The following is a 22,419-nucleotide window of genomic DNA, read 5'->3' as shown; positions in this document are numbered from 1 at the left end:
TTAAGTATCTAATAATAAACATTGAAAGTTATGAAAAAAAAGTAGCACTCTCATTGATAGGGCCTGTAATTCTGTACCTGAGTTTAATGAATTGTACCGCAAATTAAAACGGTCTGTTGAACTGGCCGGTAAAAGTCAAAGTACCCTTACCAACTATTCCCGCTGCCTTGCGCACCTAACCCTTCATTTTAAGTGCAGTCCTCTTGATCTTGATGAGGAACAAATTCTGGATTACCTGCACGTTTTAAAATCACAGCATAAAACACCATCCGACAGTTTCTTTAAACATACCATTTACGGCCTTAGGTATGCTTATCGTATGTGTGGAATGCAAGAGATGCAGGTGATTCTTCCGTCCATCGAACGACCCAACAAGCTTCCGGTGGTACTGAGCCGTAGTGAGGTAAAGCAACTTCTAAAAGCACCAAAACTTCTTAAACACCGCCTGGTCCTTGCTATGCTTTATGGCTGTGGCCTTCGTTGTTTCGAACTGCGCAACCTTCAGCTCAGGGATCTGGATTTTGACCGAAAAATGCTCCACATCCGTCAGGGCAAAGGACGTAAAGACCGATATGTCCCTCTATCAAAGCTGCAGATCCGTGGCCTGAAAAAGTACATTACAGCAGAGAATCCTTCGACCTGGTGCTTCAATGGCTATGACAGGGAAAATAATCCCACTGCCTTGTCCACACGAGGAGTTCAATGGATCGTACGGGAGGCACGCAAACATAGCGGTATCCAAAAAGAGATCACCACTCACAGCCTTCGTCATAGCTATGCGACACACCTATTGGAAATGGGACTGGATATCATGAGCGTAAAGGATCTTTTGGGGCATGCAGATATCCAAACCACCTTAACCTATCTTCACGTGGCACAATTGGGTAGGCAAAAGCCGTTCAGTCCGCTAGACAGGCTGTACAACAAATAGTAATGGCATCTGCTACTTACGAAGTAGCTCAGGTGTTAGAGCGTAACCAGGAGGTCTTAGCTGATCATTGTGCCAACAGCTGGCAGCTCAGAACCCTGCATGCGGTGCGAAAATGCCGTACTGCTGCTCTGGGTGGTCACATCGACCGCTGTCTCAATCCTTTCTGCCAACGTTTACACCTTAGCTACAACAGTTGCCGCAACCGGCATTGTCCAAAGTGCCAGGGGCACAAAAGGGAAGAATGGATCAGGGCACGGGAAGAAGAGCTCCTCAAAGTGCCTTACTTCCACGTGGTCTTTACCCTTCCCTGTGAGCTTAACCACTTATGCCTGTATGAGCCAAAACAGATGTATAGCCTGTTGTTCAAAACAGCCTGGCAGGTAATCAAAGGCTTTGCATCAAACCCAAAGTTCCTTGGAGCCAATCCTGGGATGATCGCAATCCTGCACACCTGGGGACAAAACCTCTCCCTGCACCCCCATCTGCATTGTATTATACCCGGTGGAGGGATTACAAAATCAGGCAAATGGAAACCGGCCAGGAACAATGGCAAATATCTGTTCCCGGTGAAGGCTATGAGTAAAGTCTTCAGGGCTCGCTTTGTGGCTGCCCTTCGGAAGGAACTGGAACCCCAATCCACAAGCTTCTATGAAAGCCTGTTCAAGCACAAATGGGTAGTCTACTGCAAGCGTCCTTTCCTGGGGCCTCCCCAGGTAGTGGAGTATCTGGGGCGTTACACTCATAAGATAGCCATTAGCAATCACCGTATAAAACAGCTACAGGACAATAAGGTCACTTTTACTGTCAAGGATTATCGACACGGCGGAAAAAAGTCAATGCTCCAGTTGCCAGATGCAGAGTTCATCAGGCGTTTTGCTCTACACGTTCTTCCAAAAGGCTTTGTTCGGATCCGCCATTACGGAATCTTAAGCTCCTATCACAAAAGGAACAGCCTTCCGGAATTACAGGAAACTTTAGGCCCTGCCCATTTAAAGAAAAAAGAACCCTTACAACACCGGGTTTGCCCGACCTGTAAAAAAGGAAATCTCATTACGCTTACCACTTTTACTGCACGCGGACCTCCGGTTCAATGGCTGAAAAAAATTAAAACACAGAAGAAATAGCCCTCCCGATCAACGCTGCTTTAAGGTGTAACAGGAGATCTATTGTCAAAAGGGAACAAAACAACTGAAAAAATCGAATCAACCAGAATAGAAAACATAATTGGAGAGTAAATCTCCATTTACTTCTCAAATTTACCGGGACAGAAAAATAGCTCAACCTTCCACCTTCCCAAATCACACCTTTAAAAAATAGACTAAACCCCATATAGGACAACCAGCAAAGAACCGGTTCAGTCAACAGGGCGTTCATGTTGGGCCGTACCGGCCACACGAACGCTTAGTTAGTATGTCAAGTTTTATAAAAAATTTCCTACCCTTATCATCAGTATAAAATTGAGTATAAGTGGAGAGCACTTCTTCTTTGTATTTTTTAATAGTTTCGTCATCCCATTTTAAATTGAAATGTTTTGATAATCTTTTCAGAATTACTTGGACTTTTTCTTCAGAATGTAATTTAGATTCATAATTGGATAAAGTTTCCATTACGTCTCTTATAAATTCAGTTCTACTCTGTTTATTTTCAAAAGCTTTTTTTATTTCTTTCCTTAATTTCCCTGGAATATCAATTGGTTTTTTTTTGTTTTCAATTTTTATCGGTCTATCAGAATTAATCGGAATTCTAATTTTCACTTTTTGTCTTTTTCCATCTACAGGGAAATTTGTTTCCTTATCTATGTGAACATCATTTTCCGGATTATCAAAATTTTTTATTTCACGACTTCCTCTTTTGTGGTCGTCAATTATAATTATTTGATCGGTAATTAAATTTTTTAGTGACATATTAGTGTAATACAGCCAACGTTTCCAGTTAACGAAAGTGGCGGGTTATTAAAACCTCATTTTCCGGCGCAACGGTTTTTATTTTATGGAAATAAATGTAGGAAATTATCTTTCTAAAAAGCCATTTTTGTTAACCCTTGTTGGCGCCATTTTTTTCGAGACCAGGGAGGTCCAGCAAATCCGATGCAAGTCTTTTCTTTTATTTCATATCCCTCTATTTCCCAAATTTTGACAGTCTCACACTTCTCTTGAAAAGCTGCTGATATAACTAATAGAAAGAGATACCAACCTGCAATTCCTACAAGAGTTAGACTTACCATCCAAAGTAATGCCTTCCATTTTTTTCGAACTATAAACCAGGTAATGAAATTAGAATAGATATTATTATGAAGTAGAGTAATATCATTTTTCAAATTAGTGCCAACTCGTTATATTAAAACGAATGTAAGAATTCAAAAGCTACAGCTACAGGTGAACAGCAGGAAAGGGAGCTAAATGGTGAATTTAATACTGAAAATTTTAGAAAATATTCATAGCTAAATCCCCTGTGAATTTAATGTATCTTTTTGTACCTTCAAAAGTCACACCGCATGTACCGGGGAAAGTAAAATAATGTATTGGGGGAGTAGAATTTGTTAATTCGTAGAATCTGAAAACAATTAATAACATTCTAAATAATAAACCTGCAGTTAAAATCACATTATATTGTGATTTTACCCCCACTTTTTTACTAAGCAGGTATTAATACTCGAAATTTCACATTTAAGTGGGGATTTTAGTGTACTTTTGCTATTATTCATAAATTTGCTGCTTCATTCCACAATACAATGTGGATTTAGAGCTAAAGATCATTAAATGGAAGCAATAGAGAAAATAGGCCAAATGATTCAACAGCGCCGGGATCATTTGCGCATTACTCAAAGACAATTAGCCGATATGGCTGATATTGGGATCAATACTTTATATAAGATAGAAACCGGACAGGCTAATCCCACACTCCACTCACTACAGAAAATTACAGATATCCTGGGAATGGAAATCACCTTGCAAATTAAAAACGTAAGTTCTGAATGAGACAAGCTACTATATTCTATAAAGGAGAGGAAGCAGGTATATTAGAACAGCATGACGACGGAAGTTTTACCTTCCGCTATCTGGAAGCCTGGCTGGCTGATCCGACAAAGCCATCTATTAGTCTTACCCTGGGCAGAGATCAACCTGAATATCACGCTGAATACCTATTCCCCTTTTTTTACAATATGCTTCCAGAAGGAACCAATCGGCAAAGTGTGTGTAAGGCAAATCGGCTGGATTCCAATGACTACTTTGGGATTCTTATGGCTACCGCCCGATATGATACGATAGGAGCTGTTACAGTCAAAAAAATATAAAACTTCATGAAAGTAGATCATTGCCCCGGAACATTGGCGGAAGGATTCAGTACGTATAGCAGAACATGCCTAAAACATGTTTTTGTTGGTCGTAAAGTTTCTCATGTGCTGCCTTATGATGCACCGAACTCCAACCGACAAACAGATAAACTTTTTGAAGACAATCAACAGCGTATTTCAATATCCGGAGTACAGGAAAAATTCTCAGTACTCCTGGAAAAAAACAAGCTACGTCTCATTAAAGAAGGAGAGCAAGGCACTCATATTCTGAAACCTATTCCACATTTTGGCAGGAAACGCGATCAAATGCCCGCTAATGAACATTTAACCATGCAGATTGCCCGCCAGGTATTCAATATTGAAACGGCAGAAAATGCACTAATCTTTTTTCAAAATGAAGCTCCCGCCTATATTACCAAACGGTTTGATCTAAAACCTGATGGCTCGAAGAAAGCCAAAGAAGATTTTGCCACTCTTGCCGGCAAAACTCCTCAAACCCATGGCGAACATTACAAATATGAAGGTAATTATCTCGATTTATTTGAACTGATGAAAAAGTTTCTTCCGGCTTATCGCATTGAAACGCCGAAATTATTTAAACTATTGGTATTTAATTATCTGTTTTCCAACGGTGACGCTCATTTAAAAAATTTCGCTATTCTCGAAACTCCTATGGGGGATCACCGGTTAAGCCCTGCTTATGATCTACTCAATACTCGAATTCATGTAGATGATAGCAATTTTGCCCTGGAGGACGGCTTGTTGCCTAAAAGCATGGCACAAACCACTATTGCCGGACAGTTTAAAATTTTGGCAGAACAGGTGGAAATCAAACCAAAGCAGTTCGATACAATCATGGCAAGCATGATGGAAAATTCGAAAGAAGTCGTCCAATTGAGTAGTGCATCCTTTTTGGAAAAATCTACCCAGCGGAATTATATCCAGGATTATCAATATCGTCTGAAGCAACTGCAAAAAATTAAGTCATAAATGATTATCCTAATTAGTAGCCGAAAACTATTTGCCCTTCTTCTTTTAAAATAGTTCAAAAGTCAACTTGGCACATTTAGAAAGACCATAAAGCTGAAAATTTAATCATCAATAACATGGGAGAGAATTAGCGAGAATACCATTAAAATTTCACCAGTTTTTAAGTGTGAATTCCTTTGTCAATTTAATGTACCTTCTTGTACCTTCGAATGTCACCCCGCATGTATAGGGGAAAGTAAAAAAATGTATTGGAAAGTAAATAAATCAGAATAAATTTTTCTTCAATATTCTTATCGGGTGACTTCAAAAATATGTGGTGAGATTATTAAAAGAAGTTTTTTGTAACCCTCAATCCTATTCCGGCGTTAGATGATTCAGAGGAGTGAAGATCGGCTCCAATCTGTACGTTCACATCTACATATCTCTGCCAAACATTTGCGTCAAGGTACATAGATATAATTCGTTCGATGGGTTTGGAGGTACCACTTTTAGCACCATAATTTCCACGATAACTGGCCAAAAATTTATAAGGATATTCATAAAACGCCGTACCAGTTAACCCTATGTGATGTGCAACAATATTATTATGTGCCACTCTGAATCTATCTTCGTCGAGCATTATGAAAGGTAGCCCTATAATTCTATTTTCATATGTCCATCCAGAACGGTACAGGTGATTATTAAAATAATTATCTTTCCCGTCTACAGTAGGATAATTTTTACTTTGATTTCGGGTAAAATAATACTCGTACATAAAAGCCTGCACCCATTTTCCTGGTTCCCGATCGGAAATATAAATACCGTAGCGGCCATCTGGTGTATTACGCAATTTTATACCAGAAAAATCTTCAAAAATAGTATTATAGATCAATGAAATATCGAAATGTGAAAATGTGGTATTTAACTGGATTTCATATCCTCCCAGGTGATTTCCCAGTCCGTTAATTTCCTGTTCACCTACAAAGCCACCAACTCCTGTGAGGCTACCGCCTGTTATGACTTTTATGTAGTCGTTAAGTCCTGCAGGTAAATCACCATATTCTGAGGACTTTCCACCCCATTGAACGTAATGATGTCCACCTGCTATTAATTCTACATTATCAATCCCTGTATATATTAAATGAAAACTTTTATGATGGATTCGGGGCATTTGAATAAACCTGTCACGTTCTTCCGAAAAAAATTCTTCCCAGGAAGCCTTTACTCCAATTCCGGCACGTTTAAAAAGCATTAAAGGCTTCACCTTAACACTAAAACCTGGAACTGGTCGTGAATTTAAAGACCATAACACACTTTCATTAGTAGCACTAATTCCTCTAAAAAATTCATCTCTTTGTTTTCTTCCTGCATATGCTTCAATCCATTTGTTTTCGTAGTTTATAAAAAACTCGTCTAGTTTCATTTCGTCCGAATAACCATCACTGTAAAGAAGTCCAATACCTGCAGAAAGAACTCCGTCATTTCGAAACTTGTAGGTTCCTATACCGGTTAACCATGAACTTAAATTAGTTTTTTCATCGATCCTTCCACGTTGATTGGAATGTAGCCAGAAAGGACTTTCTTCACCCGAATAGACAAGACCTTGAGCAGTACCTCTAACTGAGTAATTTATTTCCTGTGAAAAAGCTGCCGAAGCAGACAGCAGTATCAAAAAGGTGAGCTTTCTTATCACATTTTTATTTTGTGTCGTAAAAGTAGTATTCTTCTGCTAAAGCCCAATAGACTATGAAATAAAAACATTAATTTTAATCTATAAAATAATTAAATGTTTAGTTTCTTTCAGAAAAAAATATTCCTCAAAGATTACCTTGACGGTTTTATTGATATCCACAACCACGTTTTGCCAGGAATTGACGACGGCGCATCAGATGTAGATACTTCTATTCATCTTTTATATGACTATCAAAAACTGGGAATTCAAAAAATAATTGCCACTCCCCACGTCATGAATGATTACTACGCTAATACTCCTGAAAGTATTAACAAAGCTCACAAACTACTTATGACAGAGTTAAATAAACTTAATGATTTGAAAGTGGAGATAAAGGCTGCAGCTGAGTATATGATGGATCAAGATTTTATGGCCCTTATAGAGAAAAAAGAATTACTTTGTTTAAAAGAAAATATGGTTCTGGTAGAAATGTCTTATTTTCAGCCACCAATAAATCTTAATGAAATTCTATTTCAACTTCAAACTTTACAATACAAACCGATACTGGCTCACCCGGAGCGCTATGCTTTTCTACATTCCAACTCTCTTAGTAATTACAAAGAACTTAAAGACAGGGGATGCCTCTTTCAGTTAAATGCCCTTAGTCTCATCGGCCATTACGGAAAAAATATGAAAGATATAGCTTTCCGGCTTCTGGAAGAAGAGATGATCGACTTTATAGGTACTGATACACATCAGAAAAGACATTTAGAAAAACTTTCAACAGCCAGCATCTCTTCAAAAAAAGTAGAGATGCTGCGTTCTATAATAGACAATACAAAAAAAACGTTTAAATTTTAACTTCTTCCGAAGAAACGTTTAATTGAACCGACAAGACCTTTACTGTCGTCATCAGCACCATATCCATAACCGTATCCATAGGAATAACCGTACTTAGCTCCATAAGAAAATTTGGAGTAATCAACATCATTAAGAACAATAGCCAAACCTTTAAGTTTACCTTGTTGTTTTAGATCTTTAGGAAAATCAAGTAATTTCTTTTCGGTGTAACCTGCTCTTACCACATAAAGGGTAGTATCGGCAAGTTGGCTAATAAGAAGGGTATCAGTAACTATCATCGTTGGTGCTGTATCTACAATGATAAAATCATAATTCTCTTTCTGACTTTTCAGTAGTTCTTCCATTCGGTCATTCATCAGCAGTTCTGCAGGGTTTGGAGGTATTGCTCCTGAGAAAATAACATCTACAGGTATATTATCCTGTTTCATTGGCTGAATAACATTTTCAGCTCTAATGTCCATATCATACAAAAAATCCGAAAGACCTTTTGTATCTAAAGGATTACCTGCAAATTTGTGTAACCTTGGGTTACGCACATCTGCTCCAATCAAAAGAATCTTTTTGCCTGTACTGGCTAAAGTGCGTGCAAGATTAAAGGAAATAAAAGTTTTCCCTTCCCCCTTTATTGTTGAAGTAACAAAAAGCACTTCTGCTTTATCTTTATTTCTTGACTGAACCAGATAAGCAAGATTGGTTCTGAGAATCCTAAACGATTCTGCTAATGGGGAACGGTCATTTAATTGTATTAATTCTGCTTCATCTTTCGAGATCTTTGGAATTTCTCCCAAAAATGGAACATGCTTATTCAGATATTGTAAATCACCTTTATGGTGAACTTTGGTGTCAAGAAAATTAATTACAAAAATAATTAGAAGTGGAATTAACAGACCAATTATCCCTCCACCCGTAAGGACCAACCATGGCTTAGGATCTACTGGTTGATTATAGGTAAAAGCCGGATCAATAACTTTAGCTACCGGAGAGGTAGCTGCAAAAGAAATAGCAGATTCTTCACGCCTCTGCAGGAGAAAAAGATAAAGCTGTTCTTTTATTGTCTGTTGACGTTCAATACTTCTTATCCCTTTTTCAAGTCCCGGAAATGAACTAAACTGTCCTTCTGCTCTCTGATCTAACTGATTTAATTCCCTCAATTGAATACGAATAGAACTACGTGTCTGCTCAATGTTATTTAAAATATTTTCCCTTAAGGTATCCAATTGATCACTAAGAGTCTGCACAACGGGATTCTGGGTAGTACCAGTTTTTAAATACGCATTCCTCTGAAGCACTAGCTCGTTGTACTGTCCTATGGCAGATCCCATCCCCCCTTGTTCCAATCCGATTCCTTCAGGTAAAAGCTGATAAGGTTTAGTGGAACTAAGCGTGCTTTCAATTCCTTCCAAAATCATGAGTTGGGTTTCCAAAGTGAAAATTTCTTGTTCAGCCATAGTAGATTTGGCCATATACTCACCTGCACTACTTCCCACATCCATAAAGCGATTTTCACTTTTAAAATCTGCTATTCCCCCCTCAACAGAATCAAGCTCCTGGGAAATCAGTTCCAATCGCTGTCTTATAAACTCAGCTGTATTTTCGGCTACCTGCCTTTTATCAGCTACTCCATCGGCATTAAAATGAACCATAAGAGTATTAAGAAAATCTCTGGATTTTTCGGGCACTTCTCCTGTGATGCTAAGTGACAGAATGTCTTTAGCTTTTCCTTGTGGTGTTACGATCATCTTTGAGATATACTCATTGGCTATCGTACGTATGGGACGAACAACAATATTTACAGTATTATTAGCCCCTAAAGAAATTTGATTTGGAGCAATAAGAAAACGAAGCCCTCCCATTTCAAGTGGCTCACCAAATTCATAAATTCCAGAAGAACCATTTTCGGTTTCTAATCGAAAAGTCGTAGCCGACTGGGGTGTAACTAATATATTTAGCGAAGATTCATGAACAACTTTTACATCAGTTAAGAACTCAATTGAAATGGGATTATTTTTATAAGCTTCTACAGCAATAACCTTTCCTTCTATAAAATAGGCAACATTGAAATTTAAATCATCAATCACCTTTTCAACCAAACGTTTGGATTTGAGTGTGACTATCTGATTATCCAGCGAGTTATCATTAATAGCTAAAATTGAAGTACCACCAGAGGGAAGGGCCCCTACCATTCCATTTTTTTCATCACTTAGAATCATCATTGACGCCTCTGTAGTATAGGCAGGAATGGTATAACGGTTATAAAGATACGCGATGAATAGGCCGAGTAAACAACCGAACACTAGCCATTTCCAGTGTTTCAGATATTTAAATATCTCTGCCTTAAGATCGAAATTGGATTCTTCTTTCTCTGAAAATTCCTGTAATTCTTCCATTAAATGTTATTGAATAATACAAATAAACTAAATGCTGTGGTAACAATAGAGACCAATCCCTGCCAGCTTGTTATAAATCCTGCAGATTTCACTTTGCGATATGTTGGCTCCACATACACAATATCATTTTGTTTCAAATAATAAAAAGGATTTTGAAAAATATCTACGCTGGTGAGATCCAGAATTTCATATTTCAACTCTTCGTTTTCCTGCCTAATGACTAAAATTTTATCCCTCTTACCGTCATAGCTAATGTCCCCTGACATCGCAATAGCCTGAGGAACTGAAATACGCTCATCTGTAACATCAATAACCTGACTTCCCGTTTCTCCCATCACAGTCACTTTAAAGTTCACAATACGAACTCTAACTACTGCATCTTTCAAATATTTTTCACGAAGCTCAGTACTCAATTCTTCCTGAAGTTCTTCCCTGCTCTTCCCCGCAACATGGAGTTCTCCTAATACAGGAAAATTTATATTCCCATCGGAATCAACTAAATACCCTGTTAATGCAGCGTTATTACTTCCACCTCCACTACTTTGACTATTAATATTAAGCTGAAAAGGTGCCGCCAATTCTTCATTCATTGAAGAAACATCAATACGTAAAATATCATTAATTTCAATTTCAGCCTGAAAATCATCAGGGGCAGCCATATTAGGAAGTCTTTCATAATCCTGAAAATATACCACATCTTTCCTGCTAGAACATGAAGAAATTAATAAAACTCCTAATAATACTATTAGGTAATTAAACGAAGTGCATTTTATGGAAAGAAAATTATAAGATTTAGATATTACCATTGTTTAATTGGATTTTTCTTGCGAAGGATGTTTTACTGGTCCTTTATCTAACTTTTCAAAAGTGGAATTATTGCTCTTAAATTCAGGAACTAAAGCTTTTAGCTCAGCAACAACCTTATCACTTTTAAATTTTGCGGCCACCCTAATAATAGTTTCTACCGAAAAATTTATTTCTTCAAAATTCCCGGGTTGATCAATTGCAATCATGATCTTCTTGTGATGAGTGGCTAAAGTCTTACTTTTATTGCTCAGTAGCTCTTCAAACAACTTCTCTCCTGGTCTAAGACCAGTAATTTTTATACCAATTTGTTTATTGGGAATAAAACCTGCTAATTTAATCATCTTCACTGCAAGATCCATGATTTTTACCGGCTCGCCCATGTCAAAAATAAAAATCTCTCCACCATTTCCCATAGCACCCGCTTCAAGAACTAACTGACAGGCTTCTGGAATAGTCATGAAATAGCGAATTATATCGGGATGTGTTATAGTTACAGGCCCTCCTTTTTCTATTTGCTTTCTAAATAGTGGAACCACAGAACCATTTGATCCCAAAACATTTCCAAACCTGGTTGTTATAAATTTAGTTTGCCCTGGTTCTTTACATGCCGAATGATAAAGAGCCTGCACATACATTTCAGCTGCTCGTTTAGAAGCACCCATAACATTAGTTGGATTTACTGCCTTATCTGTAGATACCATTACAAAATGTCCCACATTATGTTCCACAGCAAGATCTGCAAGGTTTTTTGTGCCCTGAATATTTACAAAAACAGCCTCATGAGGATTCTCTTCCATTAAAGGAACATGCTTGTATGCTGCCGCATGATAAATCACATCTATTGATCTTCTTTTAAAAAGAAGATCAAGCCTTTTACGATTTCCAACATCGCAGATTATACATTTAAAATTTAGATGGGGAAACTTAGACTGAATTTCTAGTTGTAAATTATGAAGAGGGGTCTCAGCCTGATCTAAAATGAGAAGCAACTTTGGCCCATATTCCGCAACCTGCCTAACTATTTCACTCCCAATTGAACCCGCACCACCAGTCACTAATATTACTTTCTCTGTTAGTTGCTGGCGCTTATTTTCCTTGTTTAGCAAAATAGGCTCACGATCTAAAAGATCTTCTATCTGCAAAGATTTAACTTTGTAAGAAACAGACCGCTCATCTTCATAATCGGCCACAATAGGAGCATTAAAAACTTTAATATTGTTTTCCAAACAATCTTCTACGACCGCGAATTTTTCTTCAGCGGTTAAAGTATTTTCAGAAAGAATTAGAGCTGAAGCTTCTAATTTTTGCGCCTCTTCACTTATCTTTAGACCATTATATATAACGGGTTTACCTAAAATCCTGATGTTTCGCCTGGTATTATCATTTGTAATAAACCCTCTTATATCAAAACGCTTTGGATGCTCAATTTCCAAAGCACCTGCTATAGAAATGGCGTTTTCATCGGCTCCAAATACTATAGCTTTCTGCAAACTTTGGCTTCTTTGAGTCCTTTTAAAATATTCATAAACCTGTTTTACTGAAAGTCGAAAAAGAAACAGGAGAATAAAAGACACAAGAAAATAAAAAATAAGACCAGCTACCAGATAAATTTTTTCTCCAATAAGAAAAAAAGTAAAATAATTTATAAACAATAGCGTAATAAACGTGCTAAAGCAAGCGAGCATAATCTTTAGTGCATCCAGATACGAGGAGTGTCTTATCAATCCGGCGTAAGTTCTAAAAACAAAGAAGAAGAAAATATTAACCCCTATTGCAAGAAGCATTCGCTGGGAAAGAGATAGAAAATTATAAAAATGAGAAGTGAGATCCTGTAAAGCTACGACAGTTAAAACATCAGCCATTACAATTATGGCAATATCAATCCCCAAAATAGCCCATCTGGGCAGATATTTAATATTTCTAATATCCAGCCGATTTTCAGAGGCCAAGATTTGCTCAAGGGCTTTATTTAACTTCTTACCCATAACTTTTATTTAGAGCATCTTTGTTTTCAAGAAATTTAAAATAGCATCACTAATCCGTTTTTTTTCTTCTTGACTTAAATTTGAACCGGAAGGGAGACACAAACCATTTTTAAAAGCTGATTCAGCTACTCCATTACCGTAAAACGGAGCATCTTTAAAAACTGGCTGCAGGTGCATGGGTTTCCATAAAGGTCTGCTTTCGATATTTTCATTTTCTAAAAACAATCTCAAATCCTCAGTTTTAAAAACTCCATTTTCTTCTGATTTGATAACTGTGAGCCAATGATTGCTAAAATACGTATTTTCGGGCTCACTAAATACTTTTACTCCCTTAACTGTGCCAAACAACCCTTCATAAAATTGATTCATCTCTCTTCGTTTTGATACATGTTCCTCCAAAACCTCCATCTGTCCTCTTCCAATCCCCGCAGCTATATTACTAAGTCTATAATTATAGCCTATATGACTGTGTTGATAGTGAGGAGCCTCATCTCTTGCCTGTGTCGCCAAAAACACGGCCTTTCGTTTCAATTCTTCGCTTTTAGTGACCAGTGCCCCACCTCCTGAAGTGGTTATTATCTTGTTCCCATTGAAGGAAAGAACAGCAAAATCTCCAAACGTGCCACATTTTTGTCCTTTATAGGAGCTGCCAAGTGCTTCTGCACTGTCTTCAATTACAGGAATACCATAGCGAAGAGCAACTTCATGCACCTCATCAACTTTATAAGGCATCCCGTAGAGGTGAACGGCAATGAGAGCTTTAGGTTTTTTACCTTTTGATATTCGATCTTGAATGGCTTTTTCCAGAAAAACAGGAGAAATATTAAGTGTTTCCTCTTCACTGTCTATAAAGACAGGAGTTGCCCCCTGATATACTATGGGATTTGCCGAAGCGGCAAAAGTAAGACTTTGACAAAGCACCTCATCCCCTCTTTCAACACCTGCTAAAATCAGGGCCAGGTGAAGTGAAGCTGTTCCTGAACTCAAAGCAGCTACATGGATGTTCTCCTCCTTTAAATAAGTCTGTAAATCCTTTTCAAATCCATTAACATTGGGTCCAAGGGGAGCTATCCAATTCTGATCAAAAGCCTCACTAATATATTTTTGCTCGCTACCTCCCATATGAGGTGAAGAAAGCCATATTTTTTTTTCACTCATCTTCTTTATTCAATATTTTAATAATCCTACCTGGGTTACCTACCACCGTAGCATTATCTGGCACATCTCCAATTATTACAGCACCAGCACCAATAGTACACCATTTTCCTATTTTTATTCCTGGAATAACAAGGGCACCAATACCTATATGGGTTCCTTCTCCTATTCTAGCACCCCCAGCCAAAATTGCCCCTGGAGAAACGTGTACAAAATCTTCCAAAAGACAATCATGCTCAACCACACATCCTGTATTTAAAATACAATGTTCCCCTAAAATAGCATCAGCATTAATGGTAGCACTAGCCATTATAACTGTTCCTACACCCATCTCAACAGTTTCATCAACCACTGCCTCTGCATGACTTACACCACGATAAAAATTCCCCTTGAGCATTGATGAGATTTTCTTTCGTACCCTATTATTCCCAACAGCGATTATAGTTTTTCTTTTTAAAATTTCCGGAGTTACTTCATGAACTACAGGGTAATCGTAAATCCCTGTTATAGAAGCATTATCATCAATAATATTATGTATTTCTAACAATCTAGAATGTATTAAATTTATGATAACCTTTGCATGACCGCTAGCTCCGTAGATATTCATATCAGTTATTTCCGTTAAATGGTTCTGTTGTTGCCATATTCGCTGTGTTTACACCTTCAGATTTAACTACTTTTAGAAGTGTCCTCCACAAAATTTTTATATCTAAAAAAAAAGAAAGGTTTTCAACGTACCATACATCCAGATCCAGTTTCTTTGTCCATGAAATTGCATTCCTCCCGTTCACCTGTGCCCAACCAGTTATACCCGGTTTTACTAAATGCCTTTTATGTTGCCTTGAGGTATAGAGTTCTAAATATTCAGGCAATAGAGGGCGTGGGCCCACCAGACTCATATCTCCCTTTAAAACATTAATTAGTTGCGGAATTTCATCAAGTGATGTTTTTCTTACAAGCGAACCAATCACGGTAAGACGCTGCGCATCAGGCAGCAACTCTCCATTCCCTCCTCTTTTATCATTCATTGTTTTGAACTTAATAATCCTGAACAATTTTCCTTCTTTACCAGGTCGCAATTGAAGAAAAAAAGGATTACCCTCATTTGCCAGGATCAATAAAAAAGTTAATAATAAGAATACCGGAAAAAGAAAAAAACAAGCTAAAATCGCAACAGAAAAATCAAGAAATTTTTTAAAAAATATTATGTACACAAAATTTTTTTTTAGGGACAAACTAAAGGATTTATAGCTTTAATTAATTGCAAAGATATGTTAAAATGATCTTTTAAGGTTACGGAAATACGTAATTGTCGTAAAATCGTTAATTCGTTAATTCGAGATTTGCAATTCATTAACTGGTTAATTTGGTATGTTAATTTAGGAAACTTTCATCTGATTACTGAATCATCCTCTCCCCCGTCCTCTCCCAAGGAGAGGGAGCTTAATGAATTCAGAAAATTTACTTCTTTAAAGTTCCCCGGTCTCCTCGTCTCCCCATCACCCAGTCAATATTTCGAATTTGGTGCTTGAGTACACGAGGGGTCGTCACGGATTATAAATCCGCGCCATCGATATTTCCCTTAGTCCCTAGTCCCTCGGTCTCCTCGCCCCCCAGTCTCAAGTCCTGCTTCCTTCATCTGTAACTTATATTCTTCCAGAAGCAAATCCCAAAAAACTTTTCTTTCATATTTAGTGGTAATAACAGCACGGGAATTTGCGGCGAGCTTTTTACGCAGCTCGGTATCGGTTGCCAATTTCTTCAGAGCAAACAGAAGAGCCTCCTGATTTTTGACCGGTATTATTAGTCCGTTTTCTTCGTTCCGGATGATCTCATTACAGCCATTAATGTCGGTCACAATTGAAGGCAGCCCCATTGCTCCGGCCTGCATCACCACATTCGGAAATCCTTCCCGGTAGCTTGGAAATACAAGAACATCTGCAACTGTAAAATAAGGGCGGACATTAACCTGATAGCCGGTAGTGACAATTTTGGGATGCTTCTTTATAATCTCAAAATTTTCTTCTGTAACAGGATCCAGTTCCTGTTCAAACGGCCCGACCAGCAATAAACTGATGTTTTCATTTTCTGAGGCTAATTCCTTAAAAGCCTGCACCAGTTCATTGATTCCTTTATCTTTAACCAGTCTGCCGACGAAGATAAAGATCAGGTCATCTGTAGGAATGTTTAAAGACCGACGTATTTCCCTCTTTTGTTCCGTACTGAAATCTGCCGGGTTGAAATACGCTGTATCTATACCATTAGAGCTGCCCTCTCCTAAAACTTGAAGTTTACCGGGTTTCGTAAAATTGTGCTTCAGAATGACCTTTTTGAGACCTTCAGAATTTGGATATATTTTGGTGGCCATACTGTAAGTAAGCCGCTCCACTTGCTCCAGAATCTTTCTTTTAGTCCCCGTAGTTTCCATTAACGGCATGCCAGCGACAGTGTGTAAACGGACAGGTACTCCAGCCATTTTAGCTGCCATCATACCTACAATTCCGGCTTTGGGAGTGTGGGTATGGACGATTTTAGGCTTGATCTTTTTAAGGTGCCTATAAAGGCTAAATAATGCTTTCAAATCTTTCCCCGGAGTCATCTCCCTGGTCATTTCCAGGTGAAAGGTGTCCACCCCATTATCGCGGCCATACTTTTCGAGACGTTCTTTTTCTGCAGCAATTGCCGTTACATCAAAATCCTCATTCATGAATGTCAGCTGCCCTTCAAGAAGTTTTTCCAAAGAAAGAGGGACCGTTGTGATGCGAATGAGTTTAGGTTGGTTGTTCATTTTACCTAAGTATCGAATTCATATTTTCAGACCTGAAACCATATGTTAGCTTAAGCTTTTTGAATTCTTCAAGAATAATTCTTAAATCTTTCAGATTCCTTTCCGGATTTTCACCAAAATTATGCGGATGCCACCATAAATGATAAATTTCTTTTCTTTTGGCTGCGGTGGTCATTTCAGATTTAATTCTTTTTAATTTCAAATCGTTAAGGAATTTATTCGATGAATAGGGCCGCAATAGCCTGCTCGCTTTTTGGGAGAAGGGTTTTCCTTCTTCGACCTTCAATTCATTTAACCTGTACGATTTATTCTTCGGTCCTAAATAAGCATCAGCGGTCCTGAAGATCTTATTTTTCAAGGAATCATTTTGGGTGTCTTTCCAATACCAATTGGTTGGATTGGAACGAACATTCTCAATACCCAGATCATAACAAACTTTTAAATAACTCTCATTGAACTGATTTCTTGGGAATACCAGGGTTTTAAGCTCTATTCCCATTTTTTCTGCCAATTCGATGGCTTTTTCCAGATCGGCTCTAAATGAAGCTAAAGCCTGACCTTCTTCCAGGCAATAGTAATGAGAATAGGTATGGGTGCCAATTTCCTGATTAGGTGTGTTTTGTATTTTACGAATTAATTCTTTGGAAAAACACAAAAATTCGGTTTCAAAAGAAGGAATGGAATTTCCATAATCATAAGCTGAAAGATTTCTATTTTTATATTGCGGTAAAATTTCGGGTATATTTTCTTTCCAATCCTCCCAATTTTCATTAAACAACATTCCCACAGTTGCCCAGGTACAATGAATCTCATACTCTGAAAACAGGTTTAAAATTCCGGGAATAACTTGTCGTGTGTTTTTGAAGTAAGTTGTTTTTTCCTTATGATCTACCTTATCAAAAACCCCCCAAAGCAATTCGAAATCCAGAGATATTACTAAAGTTCCGTTATTGTTCATTAAATCGTTAATTGGTTTATTATTTATTGGGGATTGTTAATAATTTAGTTAGAGAATTAGTGAAATCCAATATTATAAACCTGGGAGTAATTTTATTCAATTTGTCTCTCCTCCTCTTCCCAAAATTGTCCCGTTCTATCAAACCGCCACCTCCATATCTTTAATCCTTCTTGCCTTTAATTTGCGCAATTTTAAAATCCTATCATACTTCTTCTGCGCCAGATAATAATAGATCACAAAAAAGGCGAAATACATCACCATGGATTTTTGTCTCATTATGATCCCTAAATTAGACATTACAAATGTCATGGCGAATGAGGAAAGTAAGAATACCACCAGACTCATCTTTACAACTACTGTTGAATTTTTTATAAACGTAATGAAGTCTTTCTTTATAATTTTTACAAATAACAAAAGATACATAAGATTTTCCACCGAAGTAATAAGCCCAAGAATTCCCGGGGCGTCAAAAAACAAAGGCCGGAACCAGAAAGTGAAAAGTTTTAAAGGCAAGGGATAAGAGGCCATTGCAACTCCGGAACCAGAAGTACTTAATGATCCCGATCTATCTGCAGAAAAATCCTCGAAACCTTCAACCAAATCTTCAGAACCATCCAATCCTGCCACTCCCAGGATTGTATCCTGAACTAAAACCAATCCTCCTATCAAAGAAATATAAATGAATATTTTCTTGCCAAATGAGATTTTTTCCTTTCCGCTCATATAACCCAAAACGGTCCCTACCGCCACAAACATAAAGACGTGCGGACGGATAAAATAAATAAGCAGAGAACCCAAAAGTAAAGTGACAAGTCTTGATTTTGGATTTTTTATTGCATAAGCGAACATCATTAAACCCAGGAAAATAGGAGCTCCTTTTCCTAAAGAGGCAGTCCAAAAGTGCATATTGGGAAAAAACAAAATAAGGGTAAGTAGATCAAAATTTCTAAAAACGGTGATCTTAACCGGAATGTTCTCCCTAAAAAAAAGATAAGCATAAACAAACCCCAGATATCCAAGCCAGGCGAATAGCACCATCATCATTTCGTAATTGAACCCTAAAAAATTTATGAAGGGAAACGAAAGAAAATCTATAAAAGTTGTACTTGTGCCAAAGTGATCCCACCATTCTCTTCCGCTTAATAGAGGCCTCGAAAAATACATTTTTGAATCTGAACGATTAAATATAGTGTAGGTATAATAGATTCCCCAAAAAACCAAATGATAACCAAAAAGTTGATTCATCAATTTCTTAGAAAAAAAGGCATGTTTTTTCGAAAGGGAGCTAAATAGTCCCTGAGTAATGAGAAATAATATTAGTATTAAAAAAATTGCTCCCGGCATATTAAAATAGTTCCAAATCCCCCAAGGTGTAGGACCAATTGTTAAGCTGCAATAACTCCTGTTTTAAATTTGAACTCAAATTCACATCTCTCAGGGTTAATACGGGACCATAATTTCCGTAAAAACCTATTCCTGAATTTAATCTGACAGAAGTTGTAATAAGCTGCACCCCAAATCTTTTACTTATTTCCTTTACTGCTTTATTTATTTTCTGAAGACCAGAGTCTTCGGAATAAACATGTTCTGTTATTCGCAGTTCTTTAAAATATTTGTATTGTTTCACATAGCCTGCCAGATAAAAATCTTGGTCTGACTTCACCTCATATTTTTGTAAAGGATTATTTTCATAACGCCAGGAGAGATATTTCACAGATTTTAAAGTAAATAATTTATTTTCCCCAACTTTTAAATTATTGAAATTTGATATCAATCCCTCCATTTGGGCATCGGAACAATTATTATTTATCCCATAATGCCCGGTTTGTTTCACATTAAACCAATTTAGCGGATTAGTAAGATTTACCTGTACCTTTATTTTATCCAGTTCCTCCCAACCCATTTTCAGGTAACCCGGTAGACTTTGAGAATTGGGGGTGTTAAAAATAAAATGATCATTTTTTTTCCCGGCTATCTCTATAGCCTCTAAAGTAAGTCTTTTAAAAACTCCTTTCCCCTGATGATCAGGGTGAGTGGCAGTATCTACCGCTCTGTAAGCAAAAAAAACCCGATCCCCTAATTGCCATTGCCAACGCATAAAAGCACGAACGCCAATAATTTCATCATTTTCAACAGCCACTAAAACCAGGGATTTCCCAAAGGGATTGTCCACGTGCTTATATCTCCATACCGCTTCAGTCTTTTTGGAAGAAGTTTCACCAAGACTGGCTTTTAATACTTCAACAATTTGCGGAATATCTCCCGGTTCAGATTCTCTTATCTCCATAACATTCATTCCTTAATTTCTCAGCATTCTTTACTTCATTATTTTAAAAAAGTTCTAAATCCCCTAATGCATAAGACCAATTAATTAGATTTCTTACTTTTTTATGAGAAGCCACATCCAAATTGAGGTTCCTACATACCATAACTGGACCAAGTTTAGCTGAAAACTGGAAGGATGATAAATTCAAACCGGGGGAGTATGCAATTAAGTCAGCTCTAAAAATTTTATTCATTTCTGAAATTGCTTTTTTAATTTTATCTAATCCAACTCGATCATGATAAATGTGTTCTGTAATCCGTAGTTCTGCAAAGTGCTTATGAGATTTGAGATAAGCAGCTAAATAAAAATCCTTGTCTGCGAAAATCTGATATTCCTGTAAGGGATTTCGTTCATAGCGCCACTTTAGGTATGCAGGAGACTTTGGTGTAAATATTTTGCCTCTTTGGCTTTGTAAATTATTATAAATATCAAGTAATTCCTGAAGCTCTAAAGGGGTTAAATTTATTGATCTCTCATAATGAATATCATTTTTAAAAATCTGAGTTCTAAAATTACCGGGGATAAAAGCAATCTTTAATTTGTCGATCTTATTCCATCCCATTTTTAAATTCGCGGGCAAACTTTTAGAATTTGGGGTATTAAATATAAAATGTTCACCCCGGTCTTTAACCATTCCCATCCCAAATGAATTCAGTTCTTTAAAAATGCCTTTCCCTTGGTATTCAGGAAGCACCCCTGTATCCACTGCCCTCAATGCTGACAACTGAGTTCCATTCAAATTCCATTCCCATTTCATAAATGCCCTCACTCCTATAATTCTACCCGATACCCCAGCCAATAGTACGATCGAGGTACCAAAAGGGTTATCAAAATGCTTATACCTCCAGATTTCCTCTGTTTTTGGTAATTTTGATTCTCCAATACTGGCACATAAAACACTTATTATTTCCGGAATATCAGCAGATGTAGCTTCTCTTATTAGCATTTAGAGGTTCTGTTGTTGATTCTTTGATTCGAGATTCAAAATTTATTTTTCTTTTATTTTCCTTCGGGTTGGGCAGCTAGATCCTCATATATCATTTCCAATTCATCAACCATTTTTCTTATACTAAAATTGCTGACTACCCGCTTCCGGGCTGCTTTTTTAAATTTGCTTAATTTATCAGGATTGTTAATTAATACCTGACACAAAACGGAAAGTTTCGTCCATTCCTCAACCTTGCAAATTAAACCATCTTCTTCATTTCTTATAACTTCTTTAATCCCTCCTGCATCCGTAGCCACTACAGCACATTCCATACTCATAGCCTCAAGCAATGCTATTGGTAAACCTTCAAAAGAACTGCTCATCATAAAAATATCCATTGCAGAAAAATAGGGTTTTACATCTGTTTGTAAACCCGGAAAAGAAACTTTCTCCTCCAAATTTAATCTTTTAACTTCAGTGGCTACTTCTTCCTCCAACGGTCCAAAGCCCACTATAATTCCATAAGCAGAAGAATTTTTTTCTTCGATTTTTTTAAATTCCTGCAGCCATTCCACAAGGCGTTTTTGAAAACGAAAAACCGCTACGTTCCCAAAAACAATTGCACCTGCGGGTATGCTAAGTTTTTTTCTTGTTTCTCTTCCTGCTTCCGGGTCTCTCCGGAATGAATTTGTGTTTACCCCATTTAATAAGGTTTCTATGGGAATTTTTGGTTTTATAAAGGTATTTATAGACTTGGTAACATCATCAGAAACTCCAAGCGCTAAACTCTGTAAATTATAGGTAAACTTATTCAGGGTTTTTGTAATTATATGATACCTATCCTGCATATTATGCTCGGTATATACCGTAGGTATTTTAGTTTTGAAAAACACCAAGCGTCCTAAAAAACCTGCCCATGGAAGGTGACAGTGGATCACATCAATTCTCTGCTCCTTGCAATAATTAATTACTTTCGGAAATTGCTGTAAGAGTTTTATATTATTAGAAGATGGGAAACAGCTTACTTTCCCGCCTGCCTCCATAATCGGATTTACCATCTCGTCTTTCCAGAATAAGAAATATATCACATGAAATTCAAATCGGGATTGATCATGAAATTTGATAGTTTCAGGGATAAGCATTTCTGCTCCTCCCCGCCCCAAAGATTTTATAATGTGTAGGACCTTTATTTTTTGCATTTAATTGAAAAGCTTGAATGACTAATTTGATAATATATAGCCAAAAATTTAAATAAACTTATAAGTGTAAAATTTAAGTTTTGTCTGTCATTTATTGCTTTTAAGAAAGAACCTTTAAATAAAGATTTATTCCTTCAGGTTCAGGTTCGATAGGAAAA

General features: G+C 37.2%; 20 protein-coding genes. 6 read left to right on the top strand and 14 right to left on the bottom strand.

Annotation, left to right across the window (positions count from 1 at the left end; all coding sequences use genetic code 11):
• Window positions 1–91 precede the first annotated feature (91 nt).
• Complete coding sequence (locus VS868_RS14225; RefSeq protein WP_345598429.1) at window positions 92–931, top strand: tyrosine-type recombinase/integrase; 840 nt, start codon at window positions 92–94, stop codon at window positions 929–931.
• A 2-nt stretch (window positions 932–933) separates the two neighbouring features.
• The gene (locus VS868_RS14220) at window positions 934–2,055 is read left to right on the top strand and encodes an IS91 family transposase (RefSeq protein WP_345598428.1); all 1,122 of its coding nucleotides are present in this window, start codon (window positions 934–936) and stop codon (window positions 2,053–2,055) included.
• A gap of 246 nt (window positions 2,056–2,301) precedes the next feature.
• Here VS868_RS14220 and VS868_RS14215 read toward each other — a convergent pair whose 3' ends face one another.
• Window positions 2,302–2,835, bottom strand: coding sequence for a hypothetical protein (locus VS868_RS14215; RefSeq protein WP_345598427.1), 534 nt, complete (start codon window positions 2,833–2,835; stop codon window positions 2,302–2,304).
• A gap of 855 nt (window positions 2,836–3,690) precedes the next feature.
• Between VS868_RS14215 and VS868_RS14210 the strand changes: the two genes are divergently transcribed.
• From VS868_RS14210 to VS868_RS14200, 3 genes are read left to right on the top strand one after another with little or no spacing between them, the layout of a single operon-like run.
• Window positions 3,691–3,909, top strand: coding sequence for a helix-turn-helix transcriptional regulator (locus VS868_RS14210; RefSeq protein WP_345598426.1), 219 nt, complete (start codon window positions 3,691–3,693; stop codon window positions 3,907–3,909).
• Entirely contained in the window at window positions 3,906–4,226 is a 321-nt protein-coding gene (locus VS868_RS14205; protein WP_345598425.1) for a HipA N-terminal domain-containing protein, read from the top strand. Before VS868_RS14210 ends, VS868_RS14205 begins: the two co-directional genes overlap by 4 nt.
• A gap of 6 nt (window positions 4,227–4,232) precedes the next feature.
• Window positions 4,233–5,216 carry a HipA domain-containing protein gene (locus tag VS868_RS14200; protein ID WP_345598424.1) on the top strand — a complete coding sequence of 328 codons (984 nt, stop codon included), beginning with the start codon at window positions 4,233–4,235 and terminating at the stop codon, window positions 5,214–5,216.
• 325 nt (window positions 5,217–5,541) lie between these two features.
• Here VS868_RS14200 and VS868_RS14195 read toward each other — a convergent pair whose 3' ends face one another.
• Entirely contained in the window at window positions 5,542–6,888 is a 1,347-nt protein-coding gene (locus tag VS868_RS14195) for a capsule assembly Wzi family protein (RefSeq protein ID WP_345598423.1), read from the bottom strand.
• Window positions 6,889–6,981: 93 nt separating this feature from the next.
• Between VS868_RS14195 and VS868_RS14190 the strand changes: the two genes are divergently transcribed.
• Window positions 6,982–7,728, top strand: coding sequence for a CpsB/CapC family capsule biosynthesis tyrosine phosphatase (locus VS868_RS14190; RefSeq protein WP_345598421.1), 747 nt, complete (start codon window positions 6,982–6,984; stop codon window positions 7,726–7,728).
• Here the strand turns inward: VS868_RS14190 and VS868_RS14185 are convergent.
• The 12 genes from VS868_RS14185 to VS868_RS14130 all read right to left on the bottom strand — a co-directional run bounded on the left by VS868_RS14185 (window position 7,725) and on the right by VS868_RS14130 (window position 22,261).
• Window positions 7,725–10,115 (bottom strand): polysaccharide biosynthesis tyrosine autokinase, encoded by a 2,391-nt coding sequence (locus VS868_RS14185; protein WP_345598420.1) that lies wholly within the window; start codon window positions 10,113–10,115, stop codon window positions 7,725–7,727. The two genes, VS868_RS14190 and VS868_RS14185, sit on opposite strands and share 4 nt — an antisense overlap.
• Window positions 10,115–10,774: a polysaccharide biosynthesis/export family protein gene (locus VS868_RS14180; RefSeq protein WP_345598418.1), complete on the bottom strand. Its 660-nt coding sequence runs from the start codon at window positions 10,772–10,774 to the stop codon at window positions 10,115–10,117. The genes VS868_RS14185 and VS868_RS14180 overlap by 1 nt, the downstream gene beginning before the upstream one ends.
• A gap of 150 nt (window positions 10,775–10,924) precedes the next feature.
• A complete protein-coding gene (locus VS868_RS14175; RefSeq protein WP_345598417.1) occupies window positions 10,925–12,907 on the bottom strand; it encodes a nucleoside-diphosphate sugar epimerase/dehydratase in 1,983 nt (660 codons plus the stop codon).
• Window positions 12,908–12,916: 9 nt separating this feature from the next.
• A complete protein-coding gene (locus VS868_RS14170) occupies window positions 12,917–14,065 on the bottom strand; it encodes a DegT/DnrJ/EryC1/StrS family aminotransferase (protein WP_345598416.1) in 1,149 nt (382 codons plus the stop codon).
• Complete coding sequence (locus tag VS868_RS14165) at window positions 14,058–14,669, bottom strand: acetyltransferase (protein WP_345598415.1); 612 nt, start codon at window positions 14,667–14,669, stop codon at window positions 14,058–14,060. The genes VS868_RS14170 and VS868_RS14165 overlap by 8 nt, the downstream gene beginning before the upstream one ends.
• Before the next feature lies 1 nt (window position 14,670).
• Window positions 14,671–15,276 (bottom strand): sugar transferase, encoded by a 606-nt coding sequence (locus VS868_RS14160; protein ID WP_345598414.1) that lies wholly within the window; start codon window positions 15,274–15,276, stop codon window positions 14,671–14,673.
• Between the two features lie 368 nt (window positions 15,277–15,644).
• On the bottom strand, window positions 15,645–16,850 hold the full coding sequence (locus VS868_RS14155; RefSeq protein WP_345598413.1) for a glycosyltransferase family 4 protein: 1,206 nt from the start codon (window positions 16,848–16,850) through the stop codon (window positions 15,645–15,647).
• A gap of 1 nt (window position 16,851) precedes the next feature.
• On the bottom strand, window positions 16,852–17,808 hold the full coding sequence (locus VS868_RS14150) for a polysaccharide deacetylase family protein (protein WP_345598412.1): 957 nt from the start codon (window positions 17,806–17,808) through the stop codon (window positions 16,852–16,854).
• Between the two features lie 138 nt (window positions 17,809–17,946).
• Entirely contained in the window at window positions 17,947–19,053 is a 1,107-nt protein-coding gene (locus tag VS868_RS14145) for a hypothetical protein (protein WP_345598411.1), read from the bottom strand.
• Window positions 19,054–19,153: 100 nt separating this feature from the next.
• Window positions 19,154–20,095 carry a GNAT family N-acetyltransferase gene (locus tag VS868_RS14140; RefSeq protein WP_345598410.1) on the bottom strand — a complete coding sequence of 314 codons (942 nt, stop codon included), beginning with the start codon at window positions 20,093–20,095 and terminating at the stop codon, window positions 19,154–19,156.
• 43 nt (window positions 20,096–20,138) lie between these two features.
• A complete protein-coding gene (locus VS868_RS14135; protein WP_345598409.1) occupies window positions 20,139–21,080 on the bottom strand; it encodes a GNAT family N-acetyltransferase in 942 nt (313 codons plus the stop codon).
• A 53-nt stretch (window positions 21,081–21,133) separates the two neighbouring features.
• On the bottom strand, window positions 21,134–22,261 hold the full coding sequence (locus VS868_RS14130; RefSeq protein WP_345598408.1) for a glycosyltransferase: 1,128 nt from the start codon (window positions 22,259–22,261) through the stop codon (window positions 21,134–21,136).
• Between the last annotated feature and the right edge of the window lie 158 nt (window positions 22,262–22,419).

Origin of the sequence: Salinimicrobium sp. 3283s (assembly GCF_039602225.1) — a bacterium.
GTDB classification, from domain to species: domain Bacteria; phylum Bacteroidota; class Bacteroidia; order Flavobacteriales; family Flavobacteriaceae; genus Salinimicrobium; species Salinimicrobium profundisediminis.
Note: the sequence above shows the minus strand (reverse complement) of the source record. Positions and strands in the feature narration are given on the sequence as shown.

Excerpts from the sequence above, each read along its gene's own strand:
- VS868_RS14220 (WP_345598428.1), top strand. The coding sequence starts at position 934 with ATGGCATCTGCTACTTACGAAGTAGCTCAGGTGTTAGAGCGTAACCAG.
- VS868_RS14215 (WP_345598427.1), bottom strand. The coding sequence starts at position 2,835 with ATGTCACTAAAAAATTTAATTACCGATCAAATAATTATAATTGACGAC.
- VS868_RS14210 (WP_345598426.1), top strand. The coding sequence starts at position 3,691 with ATGGAAGCAATAGAGAAAATAGGCCAAATGATTCAACAGCGCCGGGAT.
- VS868_RS14205 (WP_345598425.1), top strand. The coding sequence starts at position 3,906 with ATGAGACAAGCTACTATATTCTATAAAGGAGAGGAAGCAGGTATATTA.
- VS868_RS14200 (WP_345598424.1), top strand. The coding sequence starts at position 4,233 with ATGAAAGTAGATCATTGCCCCGGAACATTGGCGGAAGGATTCAGTACG.
- VS868_RS14190 (WP_345598421.1), top strand. The coding sequence starts at position 6,982 with ATGTTTAGTTTCTTTCAGAAAAAAATATTCCTCAAAGATTACCTTGAC.
- VS868_RS14185 (WP_345598420.1), bottom strand. The coding sequence starts at position 10,115 with ATGGAAGAATTACAGGAATTTTCAGAGAAAGAAGAATCCAATTTCGAT.
- VS868_RS14180 (WP_345598418.1), bottom strand. The coding sequence starts at position 10,774 with ATGGCTGCCCCTGATGATTTTCAGGCTGAAATTGAAATTAATGATATT.
- VS868_RS14175 (WP_345598417.1), bottom strand. The coding sequence starts at position 12,907 with ATGGGTAAGAAGTTAAATAAAGCCCTTGAGCAAATCTTGGCCTCTGAA.
- VS868_RS14170 (WP_345598416.1), bottom strand. The coding sequence starts at position 14,065 with ATGAGTGAAAAAAAAATATGGCTTTCTTCACCTCATATGGGAGGTAGC.
- VS868_RS14165 (WP_345598415.1), bottom strand. The coding sequence starts at position 14,669 with ATGAATATCTACGGAGCTAGCGGTCATGCAAAGGTTATCATAAATTTA.
- VS868_RS14155 (WP_345598413.1), bottom strand. The coding sequence starts at position 16,850 with ATGAACAACCAACCTAAACTCATTCGCATCACAACGGTCCCTCTTTCT.
- VS868_RS14150 (WP_345598412.1), bottom strand. The coding sequence starts at position 17,808 with ATGAACAATAACGGAACTTTAGTAATATCTCTGGATTTCGAATTGCTT.
- VS868_RS14145 (WP_345598411.1), bottom strand. The coding sequence starts at position 19,053 with ATGAATCAACTTTTTGGTTATCATTTGGTTTTTTGGGGAATCTATTAT.
- VS868_RS14140 (WP_345598410.1), bottom strand. The coding sequence starts at position 20,095 with ATGGAGATAAGAGAATCTGAACCGGGAGATATTCCGCAAATTGTTGAA.
- VS868_RS14135 (WP_345598409.1), bottom strand. The coding sequence starts at position 21,080 with ATGCTAATAAGAGAAGCTACATCTGCTGATATTCCGGAAATAATAAGT.
- VS868_RS14130 (WP_345598408.1), bottom strand. The coding sequence starts at position 22,261 with ATGCAAAAAATAAAGGTCCTACACATTATAAAATCTTTGGGGCGGGGA.